The sequence below is a fragment of the Streptomyces griseoviridis genome, assembly GCF_005222485.1.
In the GTDB taxonomy this organism is placed as follows: domain Bacteria; phylum Actinomycetota; class Actinomycetes; order Streptomycetales; family Streptomycetaceae; genus Streptomyces; species Streptomyces hintoniae.
Genome location: NZ_CP029078.1, coordinates 6744562 through 6761012, shown reverse-complemented (window position 1 = coordinate 6761012; position 16451 = coordinate 6744562). Strand labels below are relative to the sequence as shown.

Below are 16451 nucleotides of genomic sequence, written 5' to 3'. Positions count from 1 at the left end.
ACGTGGCTGGCAACAGGCTCGCGAGCACCGGGGCGCCGTCCTCCTCGCTACCGCCATCAGCCTGCCCACCGTCTACGTCCTCGCCGAACTCGCCCTGCAGCTGTACGGCGGTTCGTAGCTCACGCCCCAACCAGCCGACCAGCAAAGTGGGCTGGCCCCGATAAGACGACGACTGTGCCAGAACACCGAAGGAGTACGACCATGCCGGCCCCGGACGAGACCATCTCGCCGCCGCTTTCCTCTCAGGAGCGGGAGGCTCTGCTGGGCATCTCTCAGGGAAGGACGACCGCGGAGACGGCCTGCGACATGGGAGTGTCCGACAGCACGGTCAAGACGTACATCCTCCGGATCGGCGGAAAGCTCGGAACTTCCGAGCGGGCGAGCATGGTGGACCTCGCCTACCGTCACGGGCACTTGGACGTCCCCGGGCCTGTGGACCACGTCGTCGAGCTGCCCAAGGAGCAGCACACCGTCCTGGCAGGGCTCGCCGGCGGACAGACCGTCGAGGAGATCGCGGCCGACGAGAAGCGTCCACTGGACGACGTGCGCAAGGACGCTCGACGCCTGCTGCGGGCGCTGGGCGCTTCCTCGGCCGCACACGCGGTCACGCGAGGATGGCAGTTCCGTCTCCTGGGCCCCGCGACCGGCCGTGACAACTCCGGAGACGTCGTCGCCATGGCAGGACAGGCATGAACGCCCGCGTCGAGGCCGGCAGCCAGCGACCGGGCAGTGGCCACGTTCACCAGCACGCCGGGGACGTGTTCACCTGCGATCGGCGACAGGACTTCGTGCCCAACGTGATCCGTACGCACCGAGGTGGCCGCTGGCGCAGGGTGGACCGGAGTAAGAACGCCGGCGAGTGGGCGAAGTTCGTCCATCGCTCCGAGATGCTCGTGTTCGACGTCGACGACGGTGGGGAGGGCGGCCCCGGCATCGTCACGGGAGTGATCCCGTCCAAAGAAGACGTCACGGCACGCCTGGCCGCGCTCGCTCCAGTGCCGGGAACGGCCGTGGCCGAGATCGGCACGGACTGCGGCTGGACGGCAGCCTCTCTGGAGCACCTTCTCCAGGGCGGCAAGGTGGTGACGGTCGCGGACACAGAACGTCTCGCCGAGATCGCCCGACAGCGCCTACGCCCCTACCCGCGGGTTCAGGTGGTCAGCGGGTCTCAGGCCGGGTTCTTGGGACCGGCGGGTTCGTTCCACGGGCTCCTGTGCCATCGTGCGGTACGCCGTGTGCCGTGGGAATGGGTCACCCTGGTTCGTCCAGGCGGCCGACTGTGCCTGCCCGTCCGTACCGCGCTGGGCGGATCCAGCACGCTGCTCGTCCTGACCGTGGCGCGGGACGGGGCGTCGGCCAGCGGACGTTTCCACGCCGGACCGGCTCCGCAGACCGTGTGGCTGCGCGAGCACCGCCCTGGTGAGGGCACCTCCGTCGAGTCGCAGGGCAGCCCGAGGGCGTCGGAAGCCCTGGACGCGAGGGGGGCGCACGTACGGTCGGCGGCCCGGTTGTTCGCCGGCCTGCTTCGCCCTGACCTTCGGTTGCAGGTCGTGCGCGGCGTTGCGCAGCTCGAAGGCGACGTTGCCGACCGCCTGCGTATTCATGACCACCAGGCGTCTCGGGCGGTGGTCTTCCTCCACTCCCCCCGCATCTACGAGTGGGGGCCGCGCGATCTCGGCTCCGATCTGTTCGACGCGTTCGGTCAGTGGCACGCGGCCGGAGAACCAGAGGTTGAGCAGCTGGGCGTGACGATCACGGAGACCGAACACACTCTGTGGCTCGGCGCACCGGGCGGTCCGTCGTGGCGTCTGCCCGAACTCCACACGACCACTAACGAGGTGGAGCGGCATGCGACCTGATCATCCGATGCTCCTCCACCCCTCCGCAGCGATCGCCGAGTTGCAGGCACGTCCGTCTAGCGCCCGGATGCAGAACTACCTGCTCGGCGGGCGAGACCACTACATCGTCGACCGTGACGGGGCCCGTCGGGCGGCCGACCGCATGCCGTTCCTGGAGAGCGCCGTGCGCCACGAGCGCATGTACGTGCTCCTGATGGTGCAGGCCCTGGCCATCGCGGGCATCCGGCAGCTGGTCGACTTCGGCTGTGGCCTTCCCTACGGCCCCACGCCGGTGGATGTCCTGACCCGCATTCATCCCGATGCCCGCGCCGTGTGCATCGACAACGACGTGCTGGTGCACACCCACGCCGACGCAATGATGACGGGCAAGGCGCTCGCTGTCGTCGAGAGCCTGTGCGCCGACGTACGCGACCCCGAGTCGGTTCTCGCTTCCAGAGAAATCCTGGAGACGATCAACTGGCGAGAACCGGTCATCCTTCTATTCGGTAGCGTGCTCCACCACATCGAGGACACCGTGGCGCGGCCCCTGGCCGTCCTCGTCGACCAGTACAAGCACGTCGCCGCCACCGGCAGCGCTCTCGTCGTCACGCACGCCACCGCCGACGTCTCGGGCAAGCCCGTGCGCCGATTCGCCAAGACCATGACGGCGGCCGGCTGCCCCGTCCACCTGCGGACGAAGGAGCAGATCGCCCGGCTGTTCGACGGCTGGCAACTGAGCTCCCCGGGCCTGACCGCGCCACAGACACTGGCACTCGAATACCCGGTCCTGCCCCAGGCCGCGTCGTACGCCGGCACGGCCCGAAAGGAGGCCGCGCGTGGCCGAGCTGTGTGATCAGCAGATCGGCGTGATCAAGCCGGTGACCAGCCAACTCTCAATGGTGTCCCGGATAGAATCCGTGACGTCCGGAAACGGGCACCCGGGCGTCGCGGTCACTGACGCTGGACGTCACGTCTGCACCCCGGAGATCCGCATGCCCCACACCCGCGCGTTCGCGCGCGTTCCCGTAAACCCCGTTGTGGGGCGGTTCGCCGACGTCACGCCGCGGTGCCCGGACGCGAGTCGGCGTCGGCCGCACCCCCGTCTGGCGGGCCAGCGGTGAACGGGCAGGCAGCCTCGCATCGGGGCGGGGACGACATCGTGCAGCGCCACCGGGAACCGGTCGACGTCCATCTCATCCTGCGGCGTGGCGGCAAGGTGCTGCTGAGCCGGAGGGCGGGCGACACCTACGCCTCGGGCTTGCTGCACATGCCCTCCGGGCACCTCGACGGCGACTTCGAGGACGTGGTCGCCGGGCTGGTCCGGGAAGCCGAGGAGGAGCTGGGCATCATCATCCGGCCGGCCGATGTCCGCGTCGCGCTGGTGATGCAGCACCGCAGCCCCAAGGGTCACAATCGCACCGGCTGGTTCTTCGAGGTCACCCGGTGGTTCGGCGTCCCGCGCATCGCCGAACCGGACCGCTGCTCACAGCTGGACTGGTTTGCCCTCCGTGACCTGCCCGACGACATGGTGGCGTACTGCCGGGCCGGCCTGGAGGCGTACCGGGACGGGCACTCCTTCGCCCTGCATCTCCAGGAACCCGACGACCCGATCGTCTACGACGCGAACGGGCCAAGCCGTCTGCACCCCTTGCCCACGCGGGCGCCGGAGCCCTACGCCGTACTGGGTGAGCAGCTCGGCACATTCGCCGAGCAGACCATCGGCCCGCTGAAGGGAGCCACGGATGCCTCCTGGGCGCGGGAGGCTTCCCGCGTGTGGCGGCTGACCGGACGCGACAGCGGGAGCTGGTTCCTGAAGGTTCACCAGGGGCCCAAGTTTCACCAGCGTGAGGTGGGCGCCCTGAGAGAGTGGGCCCCAGCCCTCGGAGCCGACCGCGCCCCGCAGCTCGTCGCCGCCGACCCCGAACAGCTCGCCGTGATCGTCACTGCGCTTCCCGGCCGCGTACTCCACGGCGCCGACCTGAGCATGGCCGCCTGGCAGTCGGTCTACCGCCAGCTCGGGCAGCTCCTGCGGGCCCTTCACCTCGGCGAGCCCCCGATGATGGCGCAGGCCCTGGGCGGGCTGGCCAAGCTGGAGCGGCACCTCGCGGCAGCCGACGGGCTCCTCGAGCCCGGAGAGGAGACGCTGGTGCGGTCTCTCGCCCTGCACCTGCCCCGTGTCCCGCCCGTCCCTCATGGCCGTCGCCACGGTGATGTACAGCGGCGCAACCTGCTGCTCGACGACCACGGGACCCTGGCCCTCATCGACTGGGAACGCGCGGAAATCGGGCCCCTCGTCAGCGACTTCGTGCGCATCGCCGACACCTGGATTGACGCGCCCGAACTCGAAGCCGCCCTGTTCGACGGCTACGGCCGCATGCTGTCCCCGGACGAGGCCCAAGCGCTCAAGGGTCTGTCGGCCCTCGACGCGCTCAGCGGCATCCAGTACGGCGCCACCCACGGCGACCCCGAACTCGTCGAGCGCGGGCATCGCACCCTGCACCGGCTCCGAAAGGAGGCATGACGACATCCGATCCCACGACATCGGAGCGGGTCAATGAGCATGCCTGGCGATAGTACGGGCGCAGGCAGCTCGACCGGTCCCGACCACCACACCTACACCTTCGAACGGATTCAGGAGCTGCCCTTGGGGCGCTGAGGAAACGCCGGCTTCCGCCAGCCGGCATCCATCGCCGAACCACCCTGCAGTTGGCGCCGACGCCGGAGGCGAAGGCGCACGAGGCCCCGTAAGGAATCCCTCTATGACCGATGTGACCGTGGCCCCCGACGAGGCCACCCGGCTCCGCAACAAGGTCGTCGACCAGCTCAAGGAGGACGGCACGATCGTGTCGCCCGCGGTCGAGGCCGCCATGCGCAAGGTGCCCCGGCACCTTGCCGTACCGGAGGCATCGCTCAGCGACGCATACAGCACGTACAACGCCGTGATCACGCAGGAGGACGAGCACGGCAATCACACCAGCTCAGTGTCCGCTCCGCAGATCCAGGCGATGCAGCTGGAGCAGGCCGGCATCCGCCCGGGCGACAACGTGCTGGAGATCGGCACCAACGGGCCGAACGCCGCGTACCTCGCGGAGCTGGTCGGGCCCACCGGTCAGGTCACCACCGTCGACATCGACCCCGCGCCCGCCGACCGAGCCAAGCGGTTCCTCACCGAGACCGGCTACGCGAGCGTCAACGTCGTCGTCGCCGACGCCGAGAACGGCCTTCCCGAGCACGCCCCCTACGACGCGATCGTGGTGACGGTCGGCGCCTGGGACATCCCGCCCGCCTGGATCGACCAGCTCAAGGACGATGGCCGGCTCGTCGTGCCGCTCCGCATCAACGGCCTGACCCGCACCTACGGGTTCGTCCGGCAGGCTGACCACCTCGTCGCCACCAGCGCCCACGTGTGCGGTTTCGTGGCGGCACAGGGCGCCGGCTCCCACACGCAGCAGGTCATGCAGCTGCCCGGAGAGGAGGGCGTCACGCTGCGCTTCGACGAGGGCTTGCCCGCCAACCCCTCGCTGCTGGACGGCGTCCTGGACAGCGCCCGCGCCGAGACGTGGACCGGGGTGACCGTCGCCAGCCAGGAGCCCATCGGCACCCTCCAGATGTACCTGTCCACGCAGGTCCCGACGTACTGCTTCATGTCCACCAACCCCGAGTTGGCCACGGGCAAGATCGGCCCCACGGGCAGCAGCTGGTCCATGGTCGCCATCGACGGGCCGCACTTCGCCTACACCGTCGTGCGCCGCGACACCGAGAAGAAGACCGCAGAGTACGGCGTCCACGCCTTCGGGCCCGACGCGGCCGAGTTCGCTGAGCGAATCGCCGACATCGTCCGCACCTGGGGCGAAAAGGTCCGCGGCGCTGACGGCCCGCGCATCGCCGTCTACCCGGCGGGCACGCCCGATGACCGGATCACCGGCGACCGGATCATCGACAAGAGGCACAGCCGGATTTCGATCTCCTGGCCAGCCGTCTGAACCGCGGCGCTAGGCCAGGGCGTTCTGCACCATCCCATCGGACAAAGAGAGTGATCGCATGACCACTGCCGTACTCGACCACCCCACCGCCCCGGCCGTGCTGCCGGTCGACGGCCTCGCCGACGACGACTTCGAGCTGGACATCAAGGTCGTCATCTCCGAGAGCCCCCTCACTGTCTTCATGTGCCCCACCAGCGACGGCTGCGGCAACACCTGCGTGAACGGGGCCAGCGCCTGCCAGTCCTCCATCGAGGACGCCGCCTGACACGTGGCGTCCGCCGGGGCGACAGCCGACTCATCGCTGCCGCCCCGGCACCCCCCGTCCGCGCACCCCACAACAGGAAGGGACACCGGTGGCCCACGGAGTACCCCTCACGTATCAGTGGCAGCCTGGAATGCTGCTGCGCGCCTCCACCGCTTCCCGGCCGATCCCTGTGCCGGACTTTGACCTGCACGGCGACGACGCCACGATCCGTGGTCGGCAGTGGCTGGAGGAGGTATGGCGCGCTCCAGTGCCGACGGCGCTGTCCGCAGCCAGCCCCGTCCTGTGTCAGCGCGTCGCCGAGATCCTGAACGGCACCGTCACCGACGGCCGCCGTATCAGGCGGGCCGTCCGGTCTGTTGCCGCGTACCTCCTGCGGTGGAACCACCGGCCCACCCCGTTCGGGGTATTCGCCGGCGTCGCCCCCGCTGAGTCCGCTCAAGCCGCCCACATTCTGTGGGGTGAGGGGTACCGGACTGTTCTGCGGCCTGATTCCGACTGGCTGACGGACGTCATTACCCGCCTGGAGAGCCACCCCGCTCTGCTGGCCCGGCTGACGGTCGTGGCCAACAACACCGGCCGCTCCCGCGGCAACCGGCACGTGGTGGACGGGATGCCGACTGACGCGCACACCTCCGGTTACGCCCCCATCGAGCTGTCGGTCCGCCTGACCCGGCCCGTGGCTGCCGTGCTGGAGGCTGCCCGCGCCCCGATCCCGTACGAGCTGCTTGTGCACCGTCTGTCCGGGCAGTTCCCCACCGCACGCCCTGAGCAGCTCGTCGGCCTGATCTCCGACCTATTGAGCAAGCACATCCTGATCAGCAGTCTGTGGCCCCCGATGACGTCCGTCGACACGCTCGCCCACATATGCGATGAGCTGGAGAAAGCAGACGCCACCGGCATACCCGATATCGCAGAGCTGGCCTCCCAGCTCGCTTCGATCCGGGGTGGCTTGAATCACCCTGACACCGTCGCCCCTTGGACGCTCGGCGACCCGCTGACGCAGAGCATGCAGCGCGTGAGTTCCACCGGCCGCGTCCCGCTGCTGGTCGACGCCGCACTGGACTGCACCGCCTACATCCCCGAAGCCCTCCTGGCCGAAGCCGCCGAGGCAGCCCAGGTCATGCACCAGCTGTCGCCTCATCCGTACGGGTATCGGCATTGGTGCGACTACCACCAGCAGTTCCTGGACCGGTACGGCGACGAGGCCCTCGTGCCCGTACTGGATTTGGTCGCGGACAGCGGCCTCGGCCTGCCCGCGGGCTTCCTGGGCTCCGAGCGCGCCCGCCCGCCATATGAGGTGACCGACCGGGACGAGAAGATCCTGCGCCTGCTCCAGGGGGCGATGCTCGGTGGGAGGCGTGAACTGGTCCTCACCCGGGCGACGATTGCCGACCTGACCGCCCACCACACCGAACCGCTGCTGCCCGTGCCCCGGGCTGAGATCGCTGTGGAGATCCACGCCTCCTCGCCGACGGCTACATCCAGCTGGATTGGTCGGGCGACGGCAAGAGCTATCGCAGCCCGATTCTGTTCACCGCTTCGCCGGTCGTCTGACCCCGCGCCGCGTCCAGACCGCTGTCCCGTGAAAGCCGCCCCGTCATGAGCCACCGGCCCGCGCGCCGCGTCCGCCGCGCCAGCGCCAGCCCCCTGTTCACCCCGCACGGCACCGATCGCGCGTCCCGCAAGGCTGCCCGTCGGCAGCTCGCCGAGGCCGCCGCGAAGGCCCGCGTCGAAGCAGCCGCCCACACCAGCGGCGTCGGCGTAGCGGAACAGGAGATGCCGCAGCCCCCGTTCCCGCCCGCCGGGCGACCCGGCCCCGCGTCCTCCCGCAACAACAGGCTCAGGCTGCCCGCTCACCGCATGACCACCGCCACCGCGAGCGGGGCATACCCGTTTCTCGCCGAAGGCGGCCTGGGCGCCGAGGGCATCTACATCGGTCGCGACGTCCACGCCGAAGCCTCCTTCTGCTTCGACCCGTTCGCGCTGTACGGCCGAATCGAGGGCTTCACCAACCCCAACGTGCTGTTGGCCGGGGTGATCGGGCAGGGCAAGTCGGCGCTGGCGAAGAGCTTCGCATTGAGGTCGATCGCATTCGGGTACCGGGTCTACGTCCCGTGTGATCCGAAGGGGGAATGGACGCCCGTGGCGCAGGCGCTGGGCGGTACCTCCATCGCTCTGGGGCCGGGCCTGCCCGGAAAGCTCAACCCCTTGGACGCGGCGCCGCGGCCCAACAGCGTCTCCGAGGCCGACTGGGCCGGCGAGATCCGCAAGCGCCGCCTGCTGCTGCTCGGCTCGCTGGCCCGCACCGTGCTCGGGCGGGACCTGCTGCCGATGGAGCACACCGGCCTCGACGTCGCGCTGGATGCCGTCGTCACCCGCGCCGCCGCCACCGGTCGCACCCCGCTGCTCGGCGACATCGCCGCCACCCTCAACAACCCCGACGAACTCGACAGGGCCGGCGGCATCATGTCCGGCCACCTCGGCGACGCCTCCCGCGACCTGGCCCACGCCATGCGCAGGCTGGTCCACGGCGACCTCGCCGGGATGTTCGACGCCCCAAGCACGGTGGCCTTCGATCCCAACTCGCCGATGCTCACCATCGACCTGTCCCGCCTGGGCGGATCCGGCGACGACACCGCCCTGGTCCTGGCGATGACCTGCGCGTCCGCCTGGATGGAATCCGCACTGTCCGACCCGAACGGCGGCCGACGCTGGATCGTCTACGACGAAGCCTGGCGCCTGATGCGCCACCCCGGCCTCCTGCAGCGCATGCAGTCCCAGTGGAAGCTGAGCCGCGGACTCGGCATCGCGAACCTGATGGTCATCCACCGGCTGTCCGACCTGCTCAGCGCGGGCGACGCCGGATCCCGCGGCCGGGCCCTGGCCGAAGGTCTGCTCGCCGACTGCTCCACCCGCATCATCTACCGGCAGGAGACCGACCAACTCCATGCCGCAGCAGCCCTGCTGGGCCTGACCTCGGTGGAGACCGGCGCGATCTCCCACCTCAACCGGGGCCGCGGCTTGTGGAAGGTCGCGGGGCGCAGCTTCATCGTGCAGCACCTCCTGCACCCCCACGAACTGGCGCTCTTCGACACCGACGCCCGCATGCATTGAAAGGGCGAAATGTGGGCCAGCCCGGTTACGCAAGAGGCGTCTCTACACGGTCAGTCCAGGTCGCCCGTCTCCACGAGATGTTCGGCGAAGACGGCGGCGATGTGCAGGCGATCGGCGTCTGGGACAGGCCCGTCGGGAAGATCGGCTTCGAGCCCCCACTCCGTGTTGAACGTGACGGTCATGTCCTCCGGCACCACGTCCGACCTGAGCCAGGTGACGAAGCCGGACGCCAAGCCGACGGTGCAGTCCATGACCGACACCCCCTCGGGCGACAGCAGGGCCATGCCCTCCAACTGTTCGCCGTCCACTGTGACGCCGAAGTGCATCGAGGAACCGGTGACCGGCCCGTCCGTGCCGTCGTCGATGCGGACGAACTCCTCGGGGTTGCGCTCGCGCAGTCTGGCAGCCAGGTCCTCGTACGTCAGGCCCCAGCTCTCGCCTTCCGGCGGGGTGAAGACGTACATGGTGCGAAGTGCTGCGATCTCTTCCGGTTCCATCGTGACAGGCTGCTTCCTGGGCTGCGGGCGGCGCGGAGGGTGGTCAGGGAACGTAGCGGGCGTGGCCTTGGACTCCGTAGGCGGCCATCATGACGCGCCAGTACTGGACGGCGTCCTGATTGTTGGTAACGGTCTCGACGCCCCGCATCTGCGCATTCCGGGGGTCGTGGAGCGCGGCGGCGTACTTCTTCAGCTCGTCGCGGTCCGACCGGTAGAGGAAGTCCTTCTTCCCCGACGCATGGTTTTCGCGCAGCTCGTCGAGGGAGCGGTAGCAGCGCTGATCGGGCTTGTTGACGTATTTGGCCTCGACCGCCATGCCGTCGCTGTCGCGGAAGCCGTCCACCATCAGGGTGCTCTTCGCACTCAGCCCGGACGGGATGGGGACCTCGAACTCGGGATAGCCGGCCACCCGCCGCTGGTAGGCGATCTCGGCCGGCCGCCCCCCGGAGAAGTCGCCCTCACGCAGCGAGCTCAGCCAGGTCTGGAACTTCGTGCGCTCGCCCGGCGAGAGCGGCGGGAAGCGCGGGTCGGCCGGGGTGGCCGGCGGGATCGGCTGGACGCGGGGGCCATTGGCCGGCCGATAGGCCACCGGGACCAGCGTCGGGACCCGGATGAGCGGAGCCAGGAACGGCGGCAGAGCGGGCAGCAGGCTGTGCTGGTCCGGCTGCGGCATCTTCACCCGGGCGTGGGAGCTGTCCAGCGCGGGCGGGATCTGGCCCAGCGAAGTGATCCTCGTGTCGGCGGAGATCAGGTCGTGCAGGCCGCCGTCGTAACCATCCCCACCAAATCTCGGCTGCTCCCACGGCATCAGCACTTCGCTGGTGGGCGAGGTCTGCTCGTACGGCAGCCGCCGCTGGGCGGTCTCGATGTGATCGGCGTACGCCTCGCAGGCATCGGCGAGCATCTTGCACGCCGACGGCAGGTTCGCCATCAGGGTCTCGTCCTCGCTCACCGCACTGGACGGCGACCGCTTGCCCACGAACCTGGTGAAGAACTCCTCGACCGCATCCGCCGTCGTACCCACCTCGTCGAGGGTGGCGGTCTTCCACGCCGCCTCACAGTCCCAGTACGCGCTCTCAAGGATCTTGCCCGCGTTGCGCCAGGACCCGGCCGAGGCCCGCAGTTTGCCCGGCTGGCCGAGGAAACGCTCGTTGAACAGGTACTGGTCCACGCCGCTGGTCTCGCCGACCACCTCGGGGAGGTCCTCGGCGTGGTGACTGGCGCGCGGGCTGCAGTCCGGGCCGGACGGCTGTGATCCGATCTCCGGGCCCTGCGGGCTCTGGGCCAAGAGCTCCTCGGCGATCCGGCTCTCCGTCTTCAGGAACTCCTCGGCGGACCTCATCAGCGCATTCGCACCGTTGGCCATCACCCGGTGGGCGAAGCCAGCCTGGTCGAAGACCGTCTTCACCGCTTGCCTGTACACGGCGGCGAAGGCCCGGCCCGCCTCGTCGTCGCCCGCCATGCCCCCGCTCTCGCCGAGTTCTGCGGACAACAGGCTGAGCATGTCGAAGATCAGGTCACGCAGCTCCACCAGGGACCATGACGCGTTGACGAAGTTCTCCGTCTGATGCCGAATATCCAACGTTTCCCTCGCCGCACCTGCCCTAACACCCCTTGCACCGTACACGGTTGCGATCAACGCACACGAGGGCAGTGGCGTGCCTCGGGCACCCACCCGTCACGAACGAGACCGATGGCCGCCACTGCACCCTTCCCGAGACCCCCGATCCTCCGACGCGCACAGGAACCCCAGCCGCGCCCGGCTGGCCCGCCCCGGACCCCGCGCCAAGGCCGAGGGACCAACTAATGTCTGCCGAACCGCACTTCAGGAATCGTTGTCCACGCCCAGCACCACCTGCTTGTCCGCCTTCGCCACCGCGCTCGCCAGCCGCCTGCCCGGCGCCCGGAGGAGCGAGTGCTACCGCCATCTCACCTACGAGGAGCCGTTCCCCATCGCCGACCGGGTCTGGGACGCCAGCGGCTACACGTGCGCCCGCACCGACGCCTCCGGGCCGCCCGTCGCCTCCGGACGGACGACCCACGCGTAGCACCGCGGCCCGGCTCCACGCCCCGAGGAGTTCCTTGTCCCTGTCCCACCCCGACTTCGAGTTGTACGACAACGTCGGTCGTACCGGCGAGCAGATCAAAGACCACCGCGGCAACCGGCCCACCACCGACGACCTGCACCGCTGGGCCGCCCACGACGCCAAGCAGTTCACCGACAGCCTCACGATCGAGGACGCCGGGCAGAGCGTCATCGCCTGGACCCGCCGGCTGTACCAAGTGCGCACGACCGCCGAGTTCCAGGCCGTCGCCACCGCCGTCCTCGGCGACGGACACAGCGCTCTGAGCGAGCTGCACCAGTTCCTGGAGACGGCAGCCGAGTGGTGCGAGCGCAGCCACGAGCCGAAGATCGCCGAACGGTACCGCCGGCACGCCGAGCAGCTGTCCGAACTCGGGTACGAGCTCAGCTACTTGACCGACGACCACCTCGCCGACACCTACCGGCGCACGCACCCGTCAGCCCCGGCACAGCCCACGAGCGGCCCCGCGGCGGCACCCGCGCCACCGGCCGCGCCCGCACGCCGCCCCTCCCGCTGACCCGCCCCGTCGACAGGAAATCTCTCTGTCCACTCGTTCTGTCATCGCCCGCCCCACCGCCACCGGCTACGCCGGGACGTACGTCCACTGGGACGGCTACCCCAGCCATCACCTGCCGCTGCTGCTCACCGCGCACCAGCACCGGTTCGCCGACGACACCGAGGCCCTGGCCGCGTACCTCATCGACGACGCGCCACAAGGCTGGTCCTCCCTCGGCACCGACCTCCTCGACGGAGCGCCCGACGCCCTGCGCGACCGCCTCGCCGCCGGCCGCGACCGGCCCGGCAAGCGCTACCCGGCCCGGCTGACCGTGCCGCCTCTGATCTACACGGAGCGGACGGCGTCCCGCCTGAACTGGGGATACGTCCTCCACCCACACGGCATCGAAGTGATCAGCGCGCCCGGCGTGGAGCGCGGTCCCCTCGTCGCGTGGAGCACCGACCCCCGCGTCCGGCTCCGCGACACCCCCGGCCTGTGGAAGCCCGACCAGCCGATCCCGGCCACCACACCGCCCCAGACCACCGCGCGGACCTGCACACCCGCCCCAGCCGCAGCCCGGCCGGCCCCCACCTCGGCTCCGGCGCCGCTCGCCCGCTCGCACTGACCCGACCCATCCCCCAGGAGACTTGTCTGTCCACCCGTGCGGTCATCGCCCGCCCCACCGCCACCGGCTACGCCGGCATGTACGTCCACTTCGACGGCTACCCCAGCCATCACCTGCCGCTGCTCCTGGCCACCTACCAGCACCGGTTCGCCGGTGACGTGGAGGCGATGGCCCGGCACCTGATCGACGAGGTGCACCACGGCTGGGAGGAACTGGGCACGGACCTCCTCGACGGTGCTCCCGCCGGCCTGCGCCGCTCCCTGACCGGGGCGAGGAGTACCCCAGCCGCCAGCTCACCAACGTGTACAACACCGACGGCACCCCGGCCGAGCGTGAACTGATCACGCAGGACGGCACCGAGGACCTGGAGTGGGCCTATGTCCTGCACGAGTCCGGCATCGAAGTGATCGGCCTGCTGGCGTACGACCGCGGACCCGTCGTCGAGTGGGACACCGACCCGCGCAGCTGCATCATCGCCGATCCCGGTGCATGGAACCCGGATTCTCCGGCGCCGGTCGTGCCGCCGCGTACCGCCCCGCGCCTGTCCGCCACTGCTCCTGCATCGGCGCCGGCGCCCCGCAAGGCCGCCCGCCGATAGCCCCGGCAGCCCGCACCGTCCCTACCGAAGCCCGCCCGGAGAAGCCCCTGTCGCCGCACCCTCACTCGAAGATCACCGTGGTCATTGCCACCCAACTCCGCCCGGAGCGGCTGGCGTTCCTCGCCGCCATGCACGCGAGCCTGTGCCGCCAGAGCGTCCCGTGGGAGGCCGTCGTCGCCCTCGACGGAGCCGACCCCACCCGGCTGCCCGCCTCGCTCGCCGCCGACCCGCGCATCCGCACCCTCGCCCTGCCGCGCCCGGTCGGCGCGGCCTGCGCCCGCAACTTCGCCCTCAACGAGGTGCGCACCGATTACGTCCAATGGGCTGACGACGATGACGAGTTCACCGACTGGGCCATGGCGCTGCGGCTGCGCACGCTGGAGGAGACCGGGGTGGGCTGGTGTGCCGGATACAGCCAGGACCTGCACGCGGACGGGTCCACGACCCTGTGGCGGTGCCCGACGCCGCCCGGCCGGCATGAGGCCGGGGACGTATGGCGGTACTGGAAGGACCCGGCCGACACCATCCCGCTCGGCCCGACCACCCTCCTGGCCCGAACCGACCTGGTGCGCGCGGCCCCCATGGGCGGTCTCGTACAGGGCGAGGATTACTGCGCTCTCGCGATCACCTGCCTCGCCCCGGGAATCCTGTTGCCCGTTCCGGTCTACCGGTACCGCAAGCACGCCGCGCAGATGACCTCGCAGGACTCCTACGACGAGTTGGAGGGAAAGGCGCGGGTCTTCGCCCACCGGTTCGGTGCCAGCCTGCACGCCGCAGCCCGCGCTCTCCGCGATTCCGCCTCCTCCGCCGCGTAGTTGAGGCGCCCCGTTTCGTCGCCCGCTCCCCGATCCCACCGGAAGAACCATGCCCAACGACCTCGACCAGGACAGTCCCCGAGAGAAGATCCTCATCTCTCCCCGCTACCTGGCCGCCAGCCTCCCCAATGACCACCAACAGCTCCTGGACATCTTCGCCGAGGAAACCGCGTGGAGCGCACACGCCGACGCGTCGTCGTTGACCGTGACCAGCCCATGCCGACGCATCACGATCCGCCACGACCAAGCAGTGGTGGGCCGAGGCCCTCATATGGTGATCTCAGCCCGCACCGACGAAGAAGCTGCTGAGCGCTGGCGTGCGGATATCTCGGGCGGTGTGCCGATCGAGTTCGTCGCCAGGCTCATTGGCACCCTGGCAGGCGAACTGGCCGCCGATCCGGATCACGTCGTCTACGGCATCGGCGTCGAGCCCGGCCTGCTGGAACTCTACGTCGACGTCGGCTCTTGGACCCACTTCGACGACTTCGGGCTCTCCGGATTCATCTCGCATGACGGACACGCCGCCGTGGTCGGCCGCCCCGTGGACTCGCCAGCGCCGCCCATCCACGGAGACGCATCCATCACCTGGCACCTGGCCGCCTCCCCGGAAGACCTCGGCCATTTGTGGGACATCTCGTTCACGGACAAGACGCCGCCCTTCCTCATGCACGCGGTCGTCGCCGAGACACTCGATCCCCGGCCCACCCTGCGCTCCACGTCCTTCCCTTTCCCCGCCGCCGTCGCCCCGCTGGTGACCATCGAACGGGTCTCATCGCCGTCCCGCCGCCCCTCGGCGCAGCCTCCGTACGCCGAACCACCGCGCACCCCCGAGCCCAAGCGCGCCCCGAAGACCCGCTGAGCCCGGTCCGTCTGGACGAACTCGCCCGCGGTCTCGACCCACCAGGACCTTGATGCCCATCCCCTCCGCCGAGATCACCCTCACCACCAGCCGCCCCCTGGGACTCGTCGCCATCGCCTCCGGCAAGAAGTACCCGCAGGCCCATCAAGCGCTGGAAGACGCCGGATTCAGGCGCCGGCCCAACGGTGTGTTCACCGCTCCGCTGGCCGACGCGCAGGCTGCCCGGGCCACCGCCAGCGCCCTGGTGCATCACGCCCACGAACACGGCGCCACCATCATCACCAGCAGCCGGCCCTACCTCGGCGACATCGGCACTGAGATCGCCGCCCGGCTGCCCGGCACCTGGAGCGCCGCGCTGGAGATCTATAGCCACCCGCTGTGGCAGGAAGACCTCTGGCCCATGCTGTGGGAAGCCGGCGAGATATACCGGGCCCTCGAAGACCACCGCATCCCGTTCGCGTCCGTCCTGAAGAACGGCACCGGCACCGAGCTGCTGCTGATCGAGCGCCCCGGTCACCGCAGCGGATACCTCCTCGGCGCTCTCACCGACCGGGAGCAAGAGGACCCCCACGACGATCCCACCACGCCTCGCAGCATCGCGCTGCCCGCCGATCCCGGCCTCGCCGCCCACGCCGTCACGCGCACGTTCCTGCCCGCCTACCATCGCGCCCTACACAACCAGGACCTGAACAACGTCCTGCGCGCCCTGGAGCGCATCCGGGAAGATCACCAGACCCTCCAGGCGATCAAGGATTGCGGCCGGTACAGCGACGGCGTTCCGCTTGGCAATTCCCGCCTGATCTCAGGACTGGAACGGGACTTCGCCGACCACGCCTGGCTGTCCTACCGCGACGTGCTCGAACACGCGCCGATCCTGCTCACCCGCTGCCGTCCCGCCGCCACCCCCTGGCCCGAAGACGCCGCGGCCCTGACCCGCCTGCGCGAGGCACTCGACCACAGCCAGGACGCCTGGAACGAATGGAACGACCTGCGCCACGACCTGTACTCGATCCCCCGCACGCTGCCGGCCCACGAATGGAGCCAGGTCCGCGGGCAGCTCGGCCTCGCTGTCCTGCCCGCGATCGAAACGTGGCTCGCCGACAGCGAAGCGTTCGAGCGCCAGGCCCGCGCCGCCGTACCAGGCGGGCCGGCCGCGCTGTCCGCGCCCAGCCCGCGACTGCTCACCACCCGCCCCGCGCCGCTGCCCGCCCCGCGCTCCGCGGCAGCGCACCGCTGACCGCTCAAAGAAAGGATTCGCCTCTGTCTGACCACTTCCG

At 70.0% G+C, this 16451-nt stretch carries 16 protein-coding genes and 1 pseudogene; 15 read left to right on the top strand and 2 right to left on the bottom strand.

The window, feature by feature from the left end; genetic code table 11:
- Positions 1-201: 201 nt before the first annotated feature.
- The 8 genes and pseudogenes from DDJ31_RS29345 (at position 202) to DDJ31_RS29310 (ending at position 9200) form a co-directional block, all read left to right on the top strand.
- Complete coding sequence (locus tag DDJ31_RS29345; protein WP_127177382.1) at positions 202-693, top strand: response regulator transcription factor; 492 nt, start codon at positions 202-204, stop codon at positions 691-693.
- Complete coding sequence (locus DDJ31_RS29340; RefSeq protein WP_127177383.1) at positions 690-1859, top strand: protein-L-isoaspartate O-methyltransferase family protein; 1170 nt, start codon at positions 690-692, stop codon at positions 1857-1859. The genes DDJ31_RS29345 and DDJ31_RS29340 overlap by 4 nt, the downstream gene beginning before the upstream one ends.
- Positions 1849-2691: an SAM-dependent methyltransferase gene (locus DDJ31_RS29335; RefSeq protein WP_127177384.1), complete on the top strand. Its 843-nt coding sequence runs from the start codon at positions 1849-1851 to the stop codon at positions 2689-2691. The genes DDJ31_RS29340 and DDJ31_RS29335 overlap by 11 nt, the downstream gene beginning before the upstream one ends.
- Positions 2692-2997: 306 nt before the next feature.
- Entirely contained in the window at positions 2998-4359 is a 1362-nt protein-coding gene (locus DDJ31_RS29330) for a phosphotransferase (RefSeq protein ID WP_240678036.1), read from the top strand.
- Positions 4360-4597: 238 nt separating this feature from the next.
- Complete coding sequence (gene fxlM / locus DDJ31_RS29325) at positions 4598-5821, top strand: methyltransferase, FxLD system (protein WP_127177386.1); 1224 nt, start codon at positions 4598-4600, stop codon at positions 5819-5821.
- A gap of 58 nt (positions 5822-5879) precedes the next feature.
- Positions 5880-6086 carry an FxLD family lanthipeptide gene (locus tag DDJ31_RS29320; protein WP_127177387.1) on the top strand — a complete coding sequence of 69 codons (207 nt, stop codon included), beginning with the start codon at positions 5880-5882 and terminating at the stop codon, positions 6084-6086.
- 130 nt (positions 6087-6216) lie between these two features.
- A pseudogene (locus DDJ31_RS29315) lies at positions 6217-7509 on the top strand (lantibiotic dehydratase family protein); the annotation flags it as partial.
- A 176-nt stretch (positions 7510-7685) separates the two neighbouring features.
- Positions 7686-9200: an ATP-binding protein gene (locus tag DDJ31_RS29310; protein WP_127177388.1), complete on the top strand. Its 1515-nt coding sequence runs from the start codon at positions 7686-7688 to the stop codon at positions 9198-9200.
- 50 nt (positions 9201-9250) lie between these two features.
- On the opposite strand, the gene DDJ31_RS29305 is transcribed toward DDJ31_RS29310, so the two are convergent.
- Both DDJ31_RS29305 and DDJ31_RS29300 read right to left on the bottom strand, forming a co-directional pair.
- Positions 9251-9697, bottom strand: a complete 447-nt coding sequence (locus DDJ31_RS29305) for a hypothetical protein (RefSeq protein WP_127177389.1) — start codon at positions 9695-9697, stop codon at positions 9251-9253.
- Positions 9698-9740: 43 nt separating this feature from the next.
- Complete coding sequence (locus DDJ31_RS29300; protein WP_240678037.1) at positions 9741-11228, bottom strand: restriction endonuclease fold toxin-2 domain-containing protein; 1488 nt, start codon at positions 11226-11228, stop codon at positions 9741-9743.
- Between the two features lie 304 nt (positions 11229-11532).
- Between DDJ31_RS29300 and DDJ31_RS29295 the strand changes: the two genes are divergently transcribed.
- The 7 genes from DDJ31_RS29295 (at position 11533) to DDJ31_RS29270 (ending at position 16411) form a co-directional block, all read left to right on the top strand.
- Entirely contained in the window at positions 11533-11745 is a 213-nt protein-coding gene (locus DDJ31_RS29295; protein ID WP_127177390.1) for a hypothetical protein, read from the top strand.
- A 34-nt stretch (positions 11746-11779) separates the two neighbouring features.
- Positions 11780-12298 (top strand): hypothetical protein, encoded by a 519-nt coding sequence (locus DDJ31_RS29290; protein ID WP_127177391.1) that lies wholly within the window; start codon positions 11780-11782, stop codon positions 12296-12298.
- Between the two features lie 474 nt (positions 12299-12772).
- Positions 12773-13243 carry a hypothetical protein gene (locus DDJ31_RS39385; protein ID WP_240678038.1) on the top strand — a complete coding sequence of 157 codons (471 nt, stop codon included), beginning with the start codon at positions 12773-12775 and terminating at the stop codon, positions 13241-13243.
- Positions 13204-13500, top strand: a complete 297-nt coding sequence (locus DDJ31_RS39380; RefSeq protein WP_240678039.1) for a hypothetical protein — start codon at positions 13204-13206, stop codon at positions 13498-13500. Before DDJ31_RS39385 ends, DDJ31_RS39380 begins: the two co-directional genes overlap by 40 nt.
- Positions 13501-13577: 77 nt before the next feature.
- Positions 13578-14315, top strand: a complete 738-nt coding sequence (locus tag DDJ31_RS29280) for a glycosyltransferase family 2 protein (RefSeq protein ID WP_164784881.1) — start codon at positions 13578-13580, stop codon at positions 14313-14315.
- Between the two features lie 49 nt (positions 14316-14364).
- Positions 14365-15174: a DUF317 domain-containing protein gene (locus DDJ31_RS29275; protein ID WP_127177393.1), complete on the top strand. Its 810-nt coding sequence runs from the start codon at positions 14365-14367 to the stop codon at positions 15172-15174.
- Positions 15175-15226: 52 nt separating this feature from the next.
- On the top strand, positions 15227-16411 hold the full coding sequence (locus tag DDJ31_RS29270) for a hypothetical protein (protein ID WP_127177394.1): 1185 nt from the start codon (positions 15227-15229) through the stop codon (positions 16409-16411).
- The last annotated feature ends 40 nt before the right edge of the window (positions 16412-16451 follow it).

Excerpts from the sequence above, each read along its gene's own strand:
- DDJ31_RS29345 (WP_127177382.1), top strand. The coding sequence starts at position 202 with ATGCCGGCCCCGGACGAGACCATCTCGCCGCCGCTTTCCTCTCAGGAG.
- DDJ31_RS29340 (WP_127177383.1), top strand. The coding sequence starts at position 690 with ATGAACGCCCGCGTCGAGGCCGGCAGCCAGCGACCGGGCAGTGGCCAC.
- DDJ31_RS29335 (WP_127177384.1), top strand. The coding sequence starts at position 1,849 with ATGCGACCTGATCATCCGATGCTCCTCCACCCCTCCGCAGCGATCGCC.
- fxlM (WP_127177386.1), top strand. The coding sequence starts at position 4,598 with ATGACCGATGTGACCGTGGCCCCCGACGAGGCCACCCGGCTCCGCAAC.
- DDJ31_RS29320 (WP_127177387.1), top strand. The coding sequence starts at position 5,880 with ATGACCACTGCCGTACTCGACCACCCCACCGCCCCGGCCGTGCTGCCG.
- DDJ31_RS29310 (WP_127177388.1), top strand. The coding sequence starts at position 7,686 with ATGAGCCACCGGCCCGCGCGCCGCGTCCGCCGCGCCAGCGCCAGCCCC.
- DDJ31_RS29305 (WP_127177389.1), bottom strand. The coding sequence starts at position 9,697 with ATGGAACCGGAAGAGATCGCAGCACTTCGCACCATGTACGTCTTCACC.
- DDJ31_RS29275 (WP_127177393.1), top strand. The coding sequence starts at position 14,365 with ATGCCCAACGACCTCGACCAGGACAGTCCCCGAGAGAAGATCCTCATC.
- DDJ31_RS29270 (WP_127177394.1), top strand. The coding sequence starts at position 15,227 with ATGCCCATCCCCTCCGCCGAGATCACCCTCACCACCAGCCGCCCCCTG.